Source organism: Bacillus cereus group sp. BfR-BA-01441 (assembly GCF_022663075.1).
Classification (GTDB): Bacteria; Bacillota; Bacilli; order Bacillales; family Bacillaceae_G; genus Bacillus_A; species Bacillus_A cereus.
Genome location: NZ_JAKUEU010000058.1, coordinates 1 through 16,934 on the forward strand (window position 1 = coordinate 1; position 16,934 = coordinate 16,934).

The following is a 16,934-nucleotide window of genomic DNA, read 5'->3' on the forward strand; positions in this document are numbered from 1 at the left end:
TTGGCCTGGTCAACTGCATTGTTCATTCCTTGCAAACCTGAATTCGCTTGGTTAACACCTTGAATCATTTTTTGCATACCTGCATTGGACTGATCAACTGCATTATTCATTTCTCGCAAACCTGAATTCGCTTGGTTTACCCCTTGAATCATTTGTTGCATACCATTCTTCATTTGCTGCATGCCTTCATTGGCTAGTCGTATTGCATCGTTCATTTCTTTCATTGTTTTTTCCAATTTTACATTATTGGCTTCTAATTCTTTAATGGTTTTCTCCAATTCTTTAGTGGTTTTCTCCAATTCTTCCATCGCTTTATTAAAGTCTGTAAAGTTTAAATCGATGTTGATGTTGATTTTAGGCATGTTAAAATCTATTTCTGGAATATCAATTTTCCAATTTGCTAGGTCTTTAAATATAAGTTCAGTTATCCCATCGTCATGGCCAGTATTAACAATGTTACTTATCTGTTGTAAAGATGCGTAAACATTGGGTTGGTTCGTATATTTTAGATTTGTTTTCTCGATAAGCTCTAGGGAAAAATAAGATAAAAATGTATATACATATTGATTGTCCATTAATATTTGATCGCGGTCGACTAAAGTCACAATTGTTCCCTTTGGAAACGTACCATTCTTTGGACTAAGTATATCACTAGACGCTCCATATTTTAGATCTTTTGTGACTCTATACTTTATACCATTTGGAGCAATCCAATGAGTACCTCTTGAGCTTTTTATTTGATACCAGCCACCTGGTTGCTCGCCAATAATAGAGACTTTTTCAGAATTAATTATCCCTTCATTTTGAGTAAAATCTAACTCCTTATATATTTTTGTGTTTTTCGTAACTTGATACGGTACTCCCTCAGGAACGATCCAACGATCCCCATAAGCTGTTTTGATTCGTTTCCAGCCCTCTGATCTATCTTCTAGTAAAATTACTGTTTGTGGCATTAAACCATATTCTTCTTTTTCTGCAAGAAATGATGGTTCTCTATATATTGCTGCATTTTGTTTCAATTCGTATTTAACACCATGTGGAGCAATCCATGTGTCACCCATATAAGTTTTAATTTTCAGCCACCCATTATCCTGTACATCAACAACTTTGACTGTTTGGGGAGCAATACTACCTACTGCAGTACTTTTAAAATCTGGAGTAGAATAAAGTGTTTGCCCGTTTTCTACCTTATAATTTATACCCTCTGGTGCAATCCAGCGCGTACCCGCATCTGTAAGAACCTTTTTCCAACCATCTGGTTGTTCATCCAGTAGCGTTACCATTTGTGCACCCAATACTCCCGTGCTCTTTTCCTCTATTGAAGGCTTAAGATACATTTTTACATTGAATTGTAAATTATATTTTTGTCCTTCTGGTGCAACCCATTTTTCTCCGTTTTGCGTTTTTATTTTCTTCCATCCATTCCCCTTTTCTTCTGTTACCGTGACAGTACGGGGATTAATGTCATCGTTTGCTTGTTTCAAATAAGAAGGCTCACTATATAACAAAGTCGGCCGTTGTATGACATACTCTTTATACGTTGCAACCGATTCGTTATTTTTTATATCTGTTACTTTCATAATTGTTCGATATAAAAATACAGAAAATTGTTCTCTTGTAACTAAACCATTTGGATTGAAGTTACCGTCACCTGTACCATTCGTTATGTTATTGCTAGCTAAAATTTTGACATATTCATTGGCCCAGTGACCTTTCATATCTGTAAATTCAACATTTCCTTGCGGTTTTAAATCGAATGTTCTAACAAGCACTGCAGCCATTTCAGCGCGTGTCATATTATTTTTGGGGTTGAATTGTTTCTCTGCATTTACGCTAAATACGCCCAGTGCAGTAAGTGCCAAGATTTCCTTTTTGAAATTGCTGTCACCAATATCAACAAATGGATTATTTGTACTATCTTGCGGTTTTAAATACCGATACAAGAAAGCAGCAAGATGTTCGCGAATAATAGGATCGGCAGCACCGAAATACCCATTTCCGTAGCCTGTTATAATCTTATTCTCAGCCATATACATCATTTCTTTATACGCCCAGTGCGTTTTAGGTACGTCAATAAAAGATACTGCATTCCCTTGACTATTTTGTTCTGCAAAAGTTGTTCCTAATGTACTGAATAATAAAATACATGTCATAAAACTTAAAAATAATTTCTTAATTACTTTCACAAATTTACCTCCTATTCTATTTTTCAAGATATATCCTCTATATCAGTGCTAATTTTATCATTTCTTTATATATAATTATATGAATTTTCATATTTCTATTAATATTTGATATTTCCCGTAAGGGCAAATTAAGTGATTTTTCATTAATAAGGTATTTTATCTATCAAATTTAAGAGAAAGTAGTACTAAAAATGACCGTTTATGGTATTTTTCTTATTTCTATCCAGATTGAGAAAAATACTATTCAAATTTAGTTTCAAAACTCATTACCCAAAATAAATGATCCTAACATATTAGTCATATACAATATGTTAGGATCGTGATATTTTAAGTATTTTTTGGATTTAGGTCTTGATAACGTACAAAATCCGCGTTTTGTTTGCAAGACCCCTTATAGAACTAATTGGGGTAAAGATGAAAGAAATGAAAGTAAACTTTAATTTTGCTAGTTACAGTATTTTTATTATGGGATTTACGCTTTTTCTATTCTAAAACCAAATACTCCATCTTTTACTTTTACTAAATGTTTTCCAGACCAAAAAGTATGTACTTTAAAATAGTACCAATCTCCATTTTTTCTTAAATATTCTTTAATCTCATAACCTTCTTGTATAAGGTATTCTTTAATTTCATTTTCTTTATTCCCAAACATACTAATTTCCCCCTTTCAAATAATTAAATTAAACCTATTAAACAATAAATAAAAAAGTGCAAAATCCATCAACAGATTTCGCACCAAAAACAGATAAAAAATACAATCACTAGAAACATAGGAGAGTGTTTCACCATTCATTATAAACCATATATTTACATTTTTATGTTGTAATTTAAAAATATGTAAAAATGCATCATTTTGTTTTTGAATTTTCTTTTTATCTAAGTTATACTAAACTACAAAGAAACAAATCTCCTTTAGGCCGTCAATAATTATGCTAACAACACACACCAAAAAACCAATTCCCGTGTAATGGAATTGGTTTTTTGGTGCAATTCAGTCAATACAGCAACTTGAACCCACATTTTCAAATGTAATCCTATTAATATTACCATAATTTTAAAATTCATAAAAATAAAAAACTAAACCACACTAGTAAATTGCACAAATCCGCTGCTTTTTCATCAAGAAATCTGGAATATAACAACAATTAAGTTCATACAAGCATGAACAACAAATGATACTAGTAACCTATTTGTACGTATATATATTACAGCCAGTATAATCCCAATTAAAAAGTATCCAAATATAAATGGAAAATCAAAATGCATAATAGCAAAGAACAATGAGCTTATTAATATACTCCAAGTTTGTTTAAACTTTTGAGTTAAAATATTTATAGCCGCATAACGAAAAACAAACTCTTCTACTAAAGGTGCAAGAAGAACAATTGAAATAAGTGCCATAGGAGATATTGCTGCATCAGCGACTGCACTAGATGTATTTGCTGATTGCGTAGTTAGCTGGAATATACTCTTATCTAAAAGACTGCCAACCATCTGCCCAAGAAATACTAATATGATCCCAACTAAAATCCATACAAATGTGCTCCTAGATAATGTAATCGATAACTTTGTATCTTTCATTAACTCTTTTCTATATATAAGAAAAAAGATTATCAACGTAAGTGAAAACCCAATTAGTTCCCAATGCACGAGAAGTTGCTGGATTGCTTGCTGTTGGTTTCCCTGAATATCATACCAGCCCGTCTTCGCTAGCAATTGTACACCTATAATTCCAACAAATTGAGTCATTATAAAATATATAAGTATGATATAACCTGATTTATGTATATTACTATTATTCATGTTTATGTATTTACCCTCCATTTTTTGTTATTTAATTAACGATTTTGTTAAATTTTGATCTATCCATTTTCTCTACGTCTTTCCGCTAAACACATTTTTCCAGAAAAACTCATATTGTTGAACAGGGTTATCGAATCTCAACTTGAAAATTTTCACTTTTAATGATGTAACCACCTATAATGGAAATATACTTTTTCAAAAGGAGGAATCTAATGCATATATCAAACAGGTTTGGCTTATTTAGCTGGATTGCAACTTGCCTATACTTTTTAATTGAACCTTTCTTTATTTTCACTTCTACAGCACCTTATAACTATTTGCGTCACGCAATGAGTGATCTAGGTGTAACAACCTGTGGAGAATTCACCTACGAAATAGCTCCGTATGAAATATGCTCCCCTAATCATTTTTGGATGAATTTACTCTTTGTTATTAATGGAATAACATTTTGTATTGGAGTACTATATATTTCACAACATCTAGAAAAAACAAGAATTAATAAAATAGCAACACTTTTTATACTTATAATAGGAATCTCCACTATAGTTTCAGGATTAATTCCTGCAGATGTAAACCTAATTGGACATTCTATTCTAGTTTGGATAGGTATGCTTACTGTATTTCCAGGACTATTTATTTTTGCTAAGAATCTTAAAAAAGCTAGAAAATGGACATATTTCTGTTTACTAAGCTTAATAGTAATAATAATCCTTATCTCACTTGTTTTTCTTTTCCCCTTACCTGCGGGTCTACTACAAAGACTTTTCTACTTGGTTCTTTTCGTTTGGGGAACTGTATCAACCTACAAATTAATAAAATAAAAATTTGTTCACTTTTTTGATACATTTATGAAACATTAATATGTTATCTTCAATACGTTCTTTTCTCTTTATAATACCGTGTGAGATATACTCAGACCTGAAGCCCTAGACCCCCCTAACTCTAGGGCTTCTCTATTTAAATAAGGATTTTGTTTAGTTTTATAACATCTCATTTGTGTAATATCTCAATTTTTTAACAACAAAACATTTAATAATGTTAAAATATAGAAGTAATTCATTTTATTACTAGGCGGAATCTCTATGTCTATGGGAACCTGGGCCGCAATTTTTATTGCTATATTTTGTGGAGTTATTTCTTCTAATAGGAAGTTGAAAAACTCCCATAATAAAAATGGATAAACACCCCACTGAAATGCTAGATATCTAGCATTTCAGCTACTAATCTCTCCCAAATAACTAATTTGCTTAGTTTTCTAACAAACTAATTTGTTGTAAAAACTTAACTTCAAAGTACCCTCTAAACTCTTCCAGAAAAACCACTTACGTGCCACTACCTTTTTAATGTTATATATTAATTTAACAATTATAATTCCATAGATATGTATCAAACCTCATACAACCTTCAAATGCTTTAATCCCATTTCAAGCGCACCAGTTCCACCAAATCCCTGATTAAATAATAGTGGGATATCATACTTCTTCGCGTAATCTTTGGCTACATCTATGGACACATGACCACATGCACCTTTTTTAATGACAATAACATCGAATTTTTTTATAACACTTCTAAACGTTTTCTTTACGCCTCCATGATTTTTCCCATCATGGAAAATAACCTGACAGTCTCTTTTTTTTGGCCAACTTCTCTAACGCCTTTCCATTAGATCCACCTAAAACTAGAATTGTACTCATCCCCATTCACTCTCCTTATCTTTCTTCTTTATGTATGGATGTTAATAACACAAGTGTACAAGCTACAATATTCATTAACACGAAACAAACTACTAATAAGATAACGAAAATCGGTGACAACAAGATGAGAATAAAGCCACTTACTACCAAGCAGATAAAAATAAAGCCATTGCTCATGTCTTCGTACCATCAAGTCCTTGTACAATATTCAAATTATGCATCCATACTGTGATACTATCCCAATTCTCTATTAACAGATAGACACCACCCAACAGAAAAGCCCAGCCAAGCCAAGCAACGTTCCTAATAATTCAGAATTTCGTCCTATATAATACCCCGAAACAAAATTCGCAGCTGTTCTAATTAACATCCTCATTTGTATTCTTCCATATCTATCTCATTTTAGCGTTATATACAAAATTTATTTAACCATGGTTTTATTATATTAGAAAATTATGAATATTCAATAAATGTTTTTAGGTACTCTTTATTTTTTTATAAAAGGGTTGTGTTTTTTCTTCCACAACCCTCATTTCCTTCTTAATCCACAGGTACTTCTTCTTGTCCATGTGGAATTTGTGCAATTGGTGTTACAATTTGTGCATATTTGTTTACCTGCACTTTAAATTGTCGTGGTTCTAAGAAGTTTACCTGTTGAATTAAAACTTCAATATGAAACGTATCTACTTTTTTCCCACGGTCAATTTTGGTAATTCGCGCATTGTAAAACTTATCCCCATTTAGGAAATATCGTTGTACAGCTTCTGTAGCAAGCATACGCTCATTGCTTGTCATTTTCATTGGTTCAATACCAAATCCAGCCTTTGTAAACAAGTACGGTACATCATAACTACTATTAGAAATTTTTCGTAGTAAATCCTCTACAGTTTTTGTCTTTGCGATATATTCCTCTTCTTTTGTATCAAATCCCTTTGGCTTATCTCCAAGCATCTCGATTTCATCTTGATTGACTTGCTCTTCCTCTTGTACTTGAGATTTCATCATGTAACGATGAATAGTATTATAAGTAGCAACGCCTACTACCAACACAATAATCCCCAATATAACTAAGTACTTACGAGGCAGATTCGCTAACACATTCATGACTTTCTTCATTTCTTCACATCCCAAATCAGTCTATAACATTACGAATTTGCGTCATATGTTGACCTCTTGCCGTATAGTTTAGACCTGTAATTTGTACACCTTTATTATCACCAATATGAATCATTCTTTGATTCCCCATATAAATTGCAACGTGCCCTGGGTTTTCATAGAAAATAAGATCCCCTGGTTGTGCATGATTGATATCTGGTACTTGTTTACCTTGTCCGACTTGAGCACCTGTCCAATCTCCAAGTTGTACACCTATGCTTGTTCTAAAGACATACTGCGTAAATCCTGAGCAATCTGAAGAGCCACCTGGTGGATTACGGTCTCCTAATACATATCTGACTTTTCCTTGCCCTAGCCATTTTTTCGCTTCTTCCAGTACCTTTTGTCGTTTAGCATTTGTCATGGTAGGAGAACCACCAGATGATAACCCTGGATCATCATTTTTCTTAAAGAACTTCATTGGATCCATCGGTTGATCGTTTATACGAATTTGGAAATCTAAATGGACAGCGTATCCAAGCATGTTCAGAACACCACCAACATAGTTAGAACCACCCATTTCCCCGATAATTTGTCCTTTTGTTACCATAGTTCCTGGAGTAACTGAAATCTTACTCAAGTGTAAATAACGGGATACAATGCCATTTCCATGGTCAATATAGACACCTAGACCACCGTAGTTTACATATCCTGTTTGAGCTGTAACTACTCCTGCTTCCATCGACCATACAGGGTCTCCTGGTTTTCCAGCGGTCATGGCTCCAATATCTACAGCATTATGCGGTTTGTTATTATGAATTTCATCAAATGTACCTGTAATACGCCCTGATTTCGTTGGCCATTTCCAACCTTTATCAGAAATCCATTCTCCATCTCCATTTGCTACACAACCTAAATCTTTGTAATATTTCAAAACTTTGGAAACATATGTAAAATCTCCATAACACGCATTTACCTTGGTTCGGAAGTTATTCGGATCGGAGCAACCACCTGGATTTAAATGATTCTTACTTCTTGAGAACTCAATAGCTGTTTCTTCTGAATAGCCACCCTTTGCTAAAGCGTAACTAATAAAACCTTCGCCAAAGTTGTATGACTGCAAAGCGAGTGCAATGTCACCATTGGCCTTTCCTAGTACATCTTTAAATTCCCGTACACCTGCTTCTATAGAAATATTGGGATCTTTAATACAACCTACACGAGCATTTCCCTTTACACCAATACAAGATGAGCTCATGTCTCCATATTGCCCCTCTGAAGCCTGCATCGGGTCATTTCCTGCTCCACCTGATTCCTGCATCATTTGGGCAGCCAAAATACCAACATATTGAGCAACACCATGTTTTTCTGCCATTTCTTTAATCTTTGGAAGATATCCTGTAACTTTTGCATTAAGATTGACAGGCTCCCCGCCAGGACTCACATTACCTACACACATACCACCAACAAAATTACTAGAAGGTGCTAGATGTCCATACATACCTTCTAACATCCCGGCTTCTAATATCTCACGAGCACGTTCTTTTTGACTTTTACTAAACTTTGCGAGTTCCATAGCTTTCTCTAGCCCATGAGAAGATGTTGTCACTTTTTTGCTTCCACTTGCATTAATCTCATCTATTTTTTTCTTAAAATCTGTATCTCCTAATATCTTTTTTACATCTGGTCCGGAGTAACTTTCAGATTTTGTTTTTTGCATCTCCTTTTTCTTTTTTTCGCAAGGACCATTCGGTCCCGCCTCGCATACCTCTTTTTCCGTATATTCTTCATATTGGATATCCAAGAAATATGATATAGCATCATGCGGATCTTTACCAGTTAAATCATTATCATATCGTGCCATGTCAAAGGCGACGACCTCTTTCCAATCCACATTCAAAGCCATTGAGACTTCCATATATTTTTTTACTTGTTCCTCTGTCTTACCTTCATCATCGGTAAAAGGTACAAAAGAGACTAAAATCACACACACAGCAATAATTACTCCCATTACCAAAGCGGCAGGTACTCCAACCGCTGCTACAACAGCACCCACAATTTTTAAAATACCTGCTTTTAGCATTTTGGCAGCAGCTTTCGCTGCCGCCTTTCCTGCTTTCCCTGCTAATTTTGCCATCTTCCCACGCGCTTGCATCCCTTTTTTCTTAATAAAGTGGGAAGCTACATCTTTTAAAGGATTACTTTTTTTCTGTTCATTGGGATCGTTAGGATTTTGACTCATAGACTTATCACACCATATTTTCCATTTTGAGAATTTCTTCCTCTTCGCTGTGCTAAGCGAGGATTTGGTGCAAATGGAATCAGATTTTGTGGGTCATGTTCTGATAAATTCAAATGCGTCTCTGTACGGACTACTTCGTCCTGTGTTTGTGTGACTAAGATTTCTTCTCTTGGCTTAATACTACTGTCTTTCACTTCACAAGCTCTTTCAATCCTTTGGTTTGCTTGTAAACGCGTATCTCCTTTTCCGAATGGCGAAATACGTGACACTGTACCGTCTGTTGTTGTCGCAACCATGTAACTACGATCTCTTTCTACAACCATTTGTACATTCTTATAGCCACCTTGGTCTAAATCAGACATATAGAAGTGACCATTGTCTACTTTGTGATTGACCGTAAGTGGTGGTTCATTAAATACCGGTTTCTGTTGTAACGGTCTTTGACTTTGGTTTCCTACTAATTGATTTGGATTTACATTAATCGAGCGATTGATATTGATTTTTCCACCACTTGAATCTTGTATATAAGCCGGAGATGCTTTCGCACCATTACGATACTGCGTTAATTGTCCATCTGCAATATTTAAGTCCTGATATACGACTTGTCCAGAACGTATACTGCTATCTCCACTACCATAACGAGATACAACTTGTGTCATACCACTAGCGTCTTTTGCTTCAATCCAAGATTTATTATTTGTCGTCACAAGACGTACGGCACCTTTTACAACCGATTGCGCGCCTGTATGATCTGTTGTTGTCGGTACCATCTGTTGAATTTCCTGAATCTCTTTTGCTTCTGTACGAACTGCACTGTTATACGGATTATGTTTACTTACCATACGTGCAGTTGCTTGATAAGCACCCGCACCACCAATCACACCTGCGGCGTAACTTAAGCCTTTTGTCACATTATAGTGGCGCTCTGCTGCATTCCCACCTAATGATGTACTAACTGCAGCAGTAGTCCCACTTATCACTCTTTGTACTGCATTCCCTCCGGATTGTTGAACAGCACTCGCGGCACTAAAGTATGCATTTGCTACCGTATCAATGCGATCCGCAAGCATAAGGTGTTTCGCACCTTCCATTACACTCATGCCAAGTTTTGTACTTTGCTGTGTCATACGTCCCACTGCTGAAGTTGGGATAGACATTTTACCAGCACTTTGTGCAATATTCGCTACACTTGTTGATGCATCTGCATAAGAGCGTTCAATTTCCGCAACGGAAAGATCTCCTGCACGTGCGATACTCGCTTGTGTTTGTGTCGCAGCATATACAGCTTTATTAATTGCGCCACCTGTTGCAACACCATGTGAACGAACACCTTGAATCGCACTAGTAATTCCAGAACCTACTTGTTGACTCACTGTTCCAAGACTTGCATGGCTTTGTAATCCTTTCGTTAATTGCGAAGCAAACGCATCTTTATTAATATACGATTGATTATGTAGACTCTTACCACTCGTATCTTTCGCCTGTACGGGCATCGCTCCCGCTTGTACTGCCGCTTGTTGTGCGACTGCTTTAAATTCATTTCCTTTTTCATTTAGGTGCGACTGCCAAGCTTGCTCTTTTTGTGGTTGAGACATAGTTGGAGACAACTTTTTCATAAAGCTTGCCTGTTGTTCTGCTGCATAGCCCTGTTTAAAGGATTCTGTAGAAGCTTGTACCAGGTTCCCAACATTACTTACTTGTTTTGCTTGCTGGCTTCCTGTTCCACTTGTCAAACCATGCGTTTTCACGCCGTTGACTGCCTTCTGAATGCCTGCCACACTAGATACACCCATAGCATTTAAACCAGGATTTTTTTGTAACTGTTGTGATAAATGAGACGCGAAAGCTTCTTTATTCGCATAGTTTGTACCGTCTTTTTGCTGTACAATACCAGCTGATGCTGCCGCTTGTTGCGCATGATTTTGAAATCCTTGTACTTTTTGATCTAAATGCTTATTCCATGCTGCTTCTTTTTCTTGTTGTGGCATATCTGCAGGGAATTGTTTCATAAATCCAGCCTTATGATCTGCGCTATACGCTTTCTTAAATGCAGCAGTAGAAGCACCGACAAGAGCACCGACTTGTCCCATATTTTGATGGCCACTTTCTAACGTTTCTCCTTTTACATCCTCGACTGCTTTTCCGACTTTTCCTAATGCAAGTCGGGAAGCAAACGCATCTTTATTCACATAGGACTTATCAAACAGATTATTTCCTTGTTTGTCCTTCGCATCAACTGGCATGGCTCCTGCTTTTGTTGCAGCTTGTTCTGCGTGGTTTCTAAATCCTTGTACTTTTGTGTTCAGATGGTCGTTCCAATGTTTCTCTTTCTCTTCCGCTGACATGTTTTCTGGTAATTGACTCATGAATGTATCTTTATGGTCTGCCTCATAACCCTTTTGGAATGCATTCGTTGCAGCGTTTACTAAATCTCTAGCATTTCCATATGGTGTAGCGGTTTTCTTCATATTTTGTAAATCTTGTTTCCGCTGATTTGAGAAACGAGACATTTGATCACTATTTGTTTTCGCTACTTTTTTAGCAATCTCCGCATCAGATGCACCAGGGAATGCTTGTTTTAAACGACTTGCGACTGCAGAATCTGGATTATCAGCTTTCCAATTTTCAAAGTCTTTTGTAGCTAAATCCTGTGCGATATCTTCATCGGTTAGTTCCGGATAAGATTCGCCATTTAGATTTGAATAAGTATCCGCACCCTTCTTTACACTGGAACCAATATGTTTTCCTAAAGCTACAGCTCCTTCGCCGACTGCAGCAACACTTCTACCAGCCACTGCACCAGGAGCACTACCTAATGCACTTCCAACTTGCGATCCTGCTACCATCGCTCCCGGTCCAAGACCAGCTCCCGCTGCCATACCTGCAAGTCCTGTCGCTGCTTTACCAATTGAACTTCCAATTTGACCAGCTTTTAACATACGAGCTGCACGAGATGTTGTACCAACATCTGTCCCTAAATTCGCTCCTAATGCATCTTTCGGGTTATCCGCATCTTCTTTATTATCTTTCTCTCCATCTTTCTTTTCTTTCCCTTTATCTTTTGCACTACGGTAGTCGTCACGAACACCTTTAACCAATCCAGCCACACTTGCTAAAGCACCCATACCCATCATCGTACCCGCTCTATGAATACCCGCAGATGCATTGGTGCTAAGTCCAATAAAGCTTTTCACGATTTCACCAACTGGGATAAACATCGCAAGTAATATTAATTTTATAATAGGATTTTGCGCACCCCCAATAAGTGTAATAACTAACCATAGGGTAATTGCGTGAATCGCTTGAATTAATACTGCACCCATAAGTTCACGAATCCAATATAACGTCTGTTGTTTCTTTTGTGGGAACATCCACATTCCTACCATTACAGGGCCTAGTAACATTAATACGTATAGTGTCACAGCACGCATTAAATAATAAAAGTTTGCCCATATCATTAATCCAGCTTCAATAAATAGTCCGAATATGATAAACATATAATCATTTTTATGGTCTTTCATTGAAAGTTCTGTAATCGTCTTATTGTCTGCCAGTCCATTCTTTAATAGAGGTATTTGCTGATCTGGGTTAAAATTCCCTAACGCCTCTTTAAACTCTAATATAATCCAAGAATTTAGATCAAAAATAAAATTATAAAAGAAATCTAAATGCCAGAGGCAAATCGAGATAATCATTAAGTCTTTTGCATATTCAATTAATGCCGTGCGATTATTTGGATTCAGAGTCGTTGCTGAATATTTTGCTGCTGTAATTACTACACTGACGAGAACACAAAAAGCAACAAGTTTAAACATGACAGGCATACCGGTATCTAATACATTCGTAACTGCATTCTTCTCATATAAAAAATCTAGATTAGATTTATCTCCACCAAAGACTAGAACTGGAATAGTATCCATAAATCCATAAATAGGCGCTAGTAGGGCCTTTACCATATGGATAACAAGGCCTCCGACCCAATCTATTATTTTCTCAAGCATAATTTCACCTTCCTTTACAAAGGTACGCTACTATCCTGCGTACCCTTGTACTTTCTTCATATTGTTTAAAAGCTCTTGAAGTACCGCTTCATTCGATTCAATAAACATCATTTCTTTATCTGATGGATCTGTTTGAATCCAAACCGAACTATCTCCTACACGGAAGATTCCTTCTCCTTTTCCAGGGTTGTTTAGGATAATATCTAACTCCCCAGCAGTTAAGTTAAAGTTCTCTTGAATCTTTTTCTTATCAATCTTATTTTGCTCTAAGAAGAAATAAGAAAAAGTAGATTGCAAGATACCGCGAGCTTTTACATTTTCTAAAATACGAACAAAGTCCTGACTCGCCCAACACATACCAGCATTTCTTTTACGTGAACGACGTGCTACTTTTTCTAAGAAGTTTACCGTTTGTTCATAATCGATAAACTGCCACATCTCATCCACATACAGTACTTTTCGTTTGATAGCGTGTTCTGGACTCTTAATCCAGTGCTCCCAAATATAGTTCAAGATAACGTGGAAAGCGATTGGTTTTAAGAATCCTTCTTCTAAATGACTAATATTAAAGTTAACAACACGTGATTCATTTAACTGTGTTTCTACACCACGACCAAAATGACTTTGCCCATCAAATAATGGTTTTGACCCATCACGTAAGAACGGACGAATCGCAGCGATTAACTCTTCTGCCTTCACATCGTCTCCATGATGTTCTACTATGACATCGTAGATTTCTTTTAACTCCGGCTCTGGCTTTCTTACTTGAGACTGAATTAATTGTCCATCCACCTTCTTCACTTCATCTGTATATAAGGAAGAAGGATGTGAAGTAATACCATGTTTATCAAACACTTCACGGATTGCATCTTCTAGCATCGTACGTTGGAATACATTTAATCCTGGTTGATCAAAGTCTTGCCCACGAATAATAATGTCAAAGAATCCTAGTATTTCATTGATTTTCTCTAAAATTGGTACAAATCTCACATACTTTACGCCATCACGTTCTACGAGTTCTTTCTTATCATATTGTTCAAGTGCTTCTAGTTCTTCATCTTTATCCGTAATCTGAAGCTCTGTTACAGCGATTGCACAAGGGTTAATAATTATATTACTTTCAGGAGAAATGTTTAGATTAATACCACCTAAACGTTTTGTAATTTTTACAAACTCTCCCTCTGGATCGATAATCATTGCATGTGTATCTGCAAGTGATGTTTCACGAGCGAGCTTCATTTTTAAAAGTAAACTTTTCCCGGAACCTGAAATTCCTGTCACACCAATGTTATAGTTTGGTGGACGATAATCTGCATTCCCGAATGAATTTAAAAATTCTACTTGGCCAGTAATTTTGTTCTTTCCTATTGGTATACCACCGTTAAATCTTCCGGATCCTGATACAAAGGGTGCAAATGTACATAGAGCACGTCTATCGATATTTCGATAAGTATCTTGCAGCGTATTTGGTGCCCCTAGTGGCATAGTAGCTTTCAAACCACTTTTCACACGGTTCCAAGTACTTGCTATCTTAAAATGAGATGCTTGCATTTCATCTTCAATATACTCACATAAAACGTCCAATTCTTTCTTTGATTCTGCGTAAGCAACACCCATTGTACTCACCATATACGAGTCGTTTTCATTGAACTGGATTTCATCCATTAAATTGTTTGTATCTTGAATTTTTGCATCTAAGTCTTTTTCTTGGTCAATGTTTCCTCGTGTACGTTGGAAAGAAAGATTGGAACGTAACATTGTAAGCTGCATATCTAATGATCGCATTGCCTTAGCTTTTGGCTCTTTATGAATATCAATCATGACATCCACTTCCCCGGCCGAAGTTAACATGTTCAGCCAATTCGTTTGCATCATACGTGGATATCCATCACGTGGAATATAAAACGGACGGAAGAACGTATTACTTCCTAAAGATTGTTTAATAACCCCATAATCTTCTGCGTCAATTTTCATTCCTTCTGGGGCGATAACATCAAACACTGTTGTTTGATTGTCTAATTGCGTCGGTACTTCCTCTTCTTCCAACTCTTCCTCCTCTAGCTCCAATTCGTCCCTCTCTTCTGCTTCTATTTTTTTCTTTTCCTTTTTCTTTCTTCCGAACAACTTCATGTTTACGCCACCCCGTTATTTGATTTTTCTGCCTTTTCTTCTGCTAGCACTTTTTTCATTAACTCTAGTTTTCTTTCATTTGTTTCCCCTGTTGAATAGAGGGAGAAATTCTCATTTTCAATTAAGTCCTGGAAACGAGCTTTTACAGCTTTCCGACGGTTAAATGCTACATATAAAAGTTCTATTAATTTATCTTTCGTTAACATTTCTACATTAATTTTTGCTTTCGATAGTAGATTTCGAGAAGCATTATAACGGCGATATAATTCGTTAAACGCCTTATCCACAATCTTTTCTTCCAACTCTTCCTCTGTATCAGCAGTAATCGTACTAATATCAACCTTGTATGGATAAATTAAATAACGCTTTTGTTCATATCGAGGTTGCGAACGCTGCCAGTACTCTAAGTTATCGATAACTTCTTGTCCATATAGAACCGTCTCTGGTGTAAGGTCCTTCGCACCTTTCATCGTTTCTGTCATTTTGCGTACAGGATCTGTTAAATCCACAAACTTACTTTGAATATATACTTTCGTATTAAATTCTAATGTGGTTAACCATGATTCAATTTTGATATCAATTGCTTCTTGTTCCATATTGGAGAGTAAATAATAGTTAACTGGATGTGCTTCCGCAATCAGAACAAATGTATCATCATGATACCGAATCATATGATTATCGATTTCCTTAATGTCTTCTACAAAAGCACGAAAGAAGTCAACATTATCCTCATCAATTTCCGATTCAGCAGGCATATTTTTTTTATTTTTCTTTCCAGCTTTTTCAGTAGTGTGTTTCTCTACTCCACCTTGCTTTTTCCCTTTTTTCTTAGAACCAAACAGCGGTTTTCCATTCATTTTCCGATAAAAGAAAAATCCTACAATGGCTATTGCCGCAAAATATATCATTTCTAACATTTACAAATTCTCCTTTGCCCATGTAGTTGGCTCGTACCCTTTTCTCCACTTACCTTTTTCGGAGCGGCTACGCATTTTGATAAGTAGATACTTATCTAGATACATGTGTTGTTTTTCTTTATATATAAACGCAAACGTTATAACACCTATTACCGTCGGTAGTGCTAAAATTAAGCAAATAAAAAACGCTACTACTGCATCAATAGGTGCAAATAGTCGCCATAAAAATGGTACATATAAATAAAGGGATGCTCCGCCACCCAATAGATAAATCAATTGGCGTTTGCTCAGCACACCTAATAGTGTTTTTTGTTCCGAGGTCATATCAACAGGAACAGTTACTTTTCTCATTCTTTTTCCTCCCTTGTATAAGAGAAGCTCTCCCCAAATCGAGGAGAGCTTATACAAACTCTTATGTTAGATTGTCGTCACCCAAGCAGCGATATCGTAAGCTTTGATCATGACAAAGCCTCCAATTGCCGCACAAGCTAAACCAATCATAGCTTGTGTACGGTTTTCAGGGTTCTTCCCTTGTGCTCCAGATAGTTTAATAGCTGCAAATACAACGCAAGCTGCCACCCAAATTCCCCCAAAACCAATTAAGGTTTTCACCAAAGTGTTCATGCTTTTTTGAACGGTTTCAGCATTACCGCCACCACCATTACCACCAAGCCCTTTCGAAAAACTATTTTTTGCCAGTAAGAAATCTCCTACTGATGTTGTCATAAGTTTTGCAGACAACCAATTCAACATAATTCCTGCACCTCCGGATGTTTTTGCTCGCTAAACGCAAAAAGACCCCAATACACGCACACGTCTCCTAAGGACATGGCGCATATTGAGGTCTTCTCTTATATGCGAACTGA

11 protein-coding genes and 2 pseudogenes are annotated in these 16,934 nt (G+C 36.3%); 1 reads left to right on the forward strand and 12 read right to left on the reverse strand.

From position 1 onward, the window contains the following. The 3 genes from MR107_RS20895 to MR107_RS20905 all read right to left on the reverse strand — a co-directional run. Nucleotides 1-2,186 (reverse strand): S-layer homology domain-containing protein (locus MR107_RS20895; RefSeq protein ID WP_242292655.1); only part of this gene is annotated, 2,186 nt, incomplete at its 3' end. A 472-nt stretch (nt 2,187-2,658) separates the two neighbouring features. Further along, nucleotides 2,659-2,838: a hypothetical protein gene (locus tag MR107_RS20900; protein ID WP_000467736.1), complete on the reverse strand. Its 180-nt coding sequence runs from the start codon at nt 2,836-2,838 to the stop codon at nt 2,659-2,661. A 467-nt stretch (nt 2,839-3,305) separates the two neighbouring features. After that, nucleotides 3,306-3,989: a CPBP family intramembrane glutamic endopeptidase gene (locus MR107_RS20905; protein WP_242292656.1), complete on the reverse strand. Its 684-nt coding sequence runs from the start codon at nt 3,987-3,989 to the stop codon at nt 3,306-3,308. A gap of 212 nt (nt 3,990-4,201) precedes the next feature. Between MR107_RS20905 and MR107_RS20910 the strand changes: the two genes are divergently transcribed. After that, a complete protein-coding gene (locus MR107_RS20910; RefSeq protein ID WP_065705131.1) occupies nt 4,202-4,810 on the forward strand; it encodes a DUF998 domain-containing protein in 609 nt (202 codons plus the stop codon). Between the two features lie 572 nt (nt 4,811-5,382). On the opposite strand, the pseudogene MR107_RS20915 reads toward MR107_RS20910, so the two are convergent. The 9 genes and pseudogenes from MR107_RS20915 to MR107_RS20955 form a co-directional block, all read right to left on the reverse strand. Then, nucleotides 5,383-5,689 (reverse strand): annotated as a pseudogene (locus MR107_RS20915) (DUF2325 domain-containing protein). Then, nucleotides 5,680-6,059, reverse strand: a pseudogene (locus MR107_RS20920) (hypothetical protein). The pseudogenes MR107_RS20915 and MR107_RS20920 overlap by 10 nt, the downstream one beginning before the upstream one ends. A 164-nt stretch (nt 6,060-6,223) precedes the next feature. Continuing rightward, nucleotides 6,224-6,799 carry a hypothetical protein gene (locus MR107_RS20925; RefSeq protein WP_000757467.1) on the reverse strand — a complete coding sequence of 192 codons (576 nt, stop codon included), beginning with the start codon at nt 6,797-6,799 and terminating at the stop codon, nt 6,224-6,226. A 16-nt stretch (nt 6,800-6,815) separates the two neighbouring features. Then, complete coding sequence (locus tag MR107_RS20930) at nt 6,816-9,020, reverse strand: lysozyme family protein (RefSeq protein WP_242292657.1); 2,205 nt, start codon at nt 9,018-9,020, stop codon at nt 6,816-6,818. Beyond that, nucleotides 9,017-13,021 (reverse strand): TrbL/VirB6 family protein, encoded by a 4,005-nt coding sequence (locus MR107_RS20935; RefSeq protein WP_242292658.1) that lies wholly within the window; start codon nt 13,019-13,021, stop codon nt 9,017-9,019. The genes MR107_RS20930 and MR107_RS20935 overlap by 4 nt, the downstream gene beginning before the upstream one ends. Nucleotides 13,022-13,051: 30 nt before the next feature. Beyond that, on the reverse strand, nt 13,052-15,151 hold the full coding sequence (locus MR107_RS20940) for a VirB4 family type IV secretion system protein (protein ID WP_000765120.1): 2,100 nt from the start codon (nt 15,149-15,151) through the stop codon (nt 13,052-13,054). Between the two features lie 2 nt (nt 15,152-15,153). Next, on the reverse strand, nt 15,154-16,068 hold the full coding sequence (locus MR107_RS20945) for a hypothetical protein (protein ID WP_000892003.1): 915 nt from the start codon (nt 16,066-16,068) through the stop codon (nt 15,154-15,156). After that, nucleotides 16,069-16,419, reverse strand: a complete 351-nt coding sequence (locus MR107_RS20950) for a PrgI family protein (protein WP_001233532.1) — start codon at nt 16,417-16,419, stop codon at nt 16,069-16,071. Between the two features lie 66 nt (nt 16,420-16,485). Next, on the reverse strand, nt 16,486-16,821 hold the full coding sequence (locus MR107_RS20955) for a hypothetical protein (protein WP_000935868.1): 336 nt from the start codon (nt 16,819-16,821) through the stop codon (nt 16,486-16,488). Nucleotides 16,822-16,934: the final 113 nt, after the last annotated feature.

Coding starts and splice junctions, on each gene's coding strand:
- MR107_RS20910 (WP_065705131.1), top strand. CDS start 4,202: ATGCATATATCAAACAGGTTTGGCTTATTTAGCTGGATTGCAACTTGC.
- MR107_RS20955 (WP_000935868.1), bottom strand. CDS start 16,821: ATGTTGAATTGGTTGTCTGCAAAACTTATGACAACATCAGTAGGAGAT.
- MR107_RS20900 (WP_000467736.1), bottom strand. CDS start 2,838: ATGTTTGGGAATAAAGAAAATGAAATTAAAGAATACCTTATACAAGAA.
- MR107_RS20905 (WP_242292656.1), bottom strand. CDS start 3,989: ATGAATAATAGTAATATACATAAATCAGGTTATATCATACTTATATAT.
- MR107_RS20925 (WP_000757467.1), bottom strand. CDS start 6,799: ATGAAGAAAGTCATGAATGTGTTAGCGAATCTGCCTCGTAAGTACTTA.
- MR107_RS20950 (WP_001233532.1), bottom strand. CDS start 16,419: ATGAGAAAAGTAACTGTTCCTGTTGATATGACCTCGGAACAAAAAACA.
- MR107_RS20935 (WP_242292658.1), bottom strand. CDS start 13,021: ATGCTTGAGAAAATAATAGATTGGGTCGGAGGCCTTGTTATCCATATG.
- MR107_RS20930 (WP_242292657.1), bottom strand. CDS start 9,020: ATGAGTCAAAATCCTAACGATCCCAATGAACAGAAAAAAAGTAATCCT.
- MR107_RS20940 (WP_000765120.1), bottom strand. CDS start 15,151: ATGAAGTTGTTCGGAAGAAAGAAAAAGGAAAAGAAAAAAATAGAAGCA.
- MR107_RS20945 (WP_000892003.1), bottom strand. CDS start 16,068: ATGTTAGAAATGATATATTTTGCGGCAATAGCCATTGTAGGATTTTTC.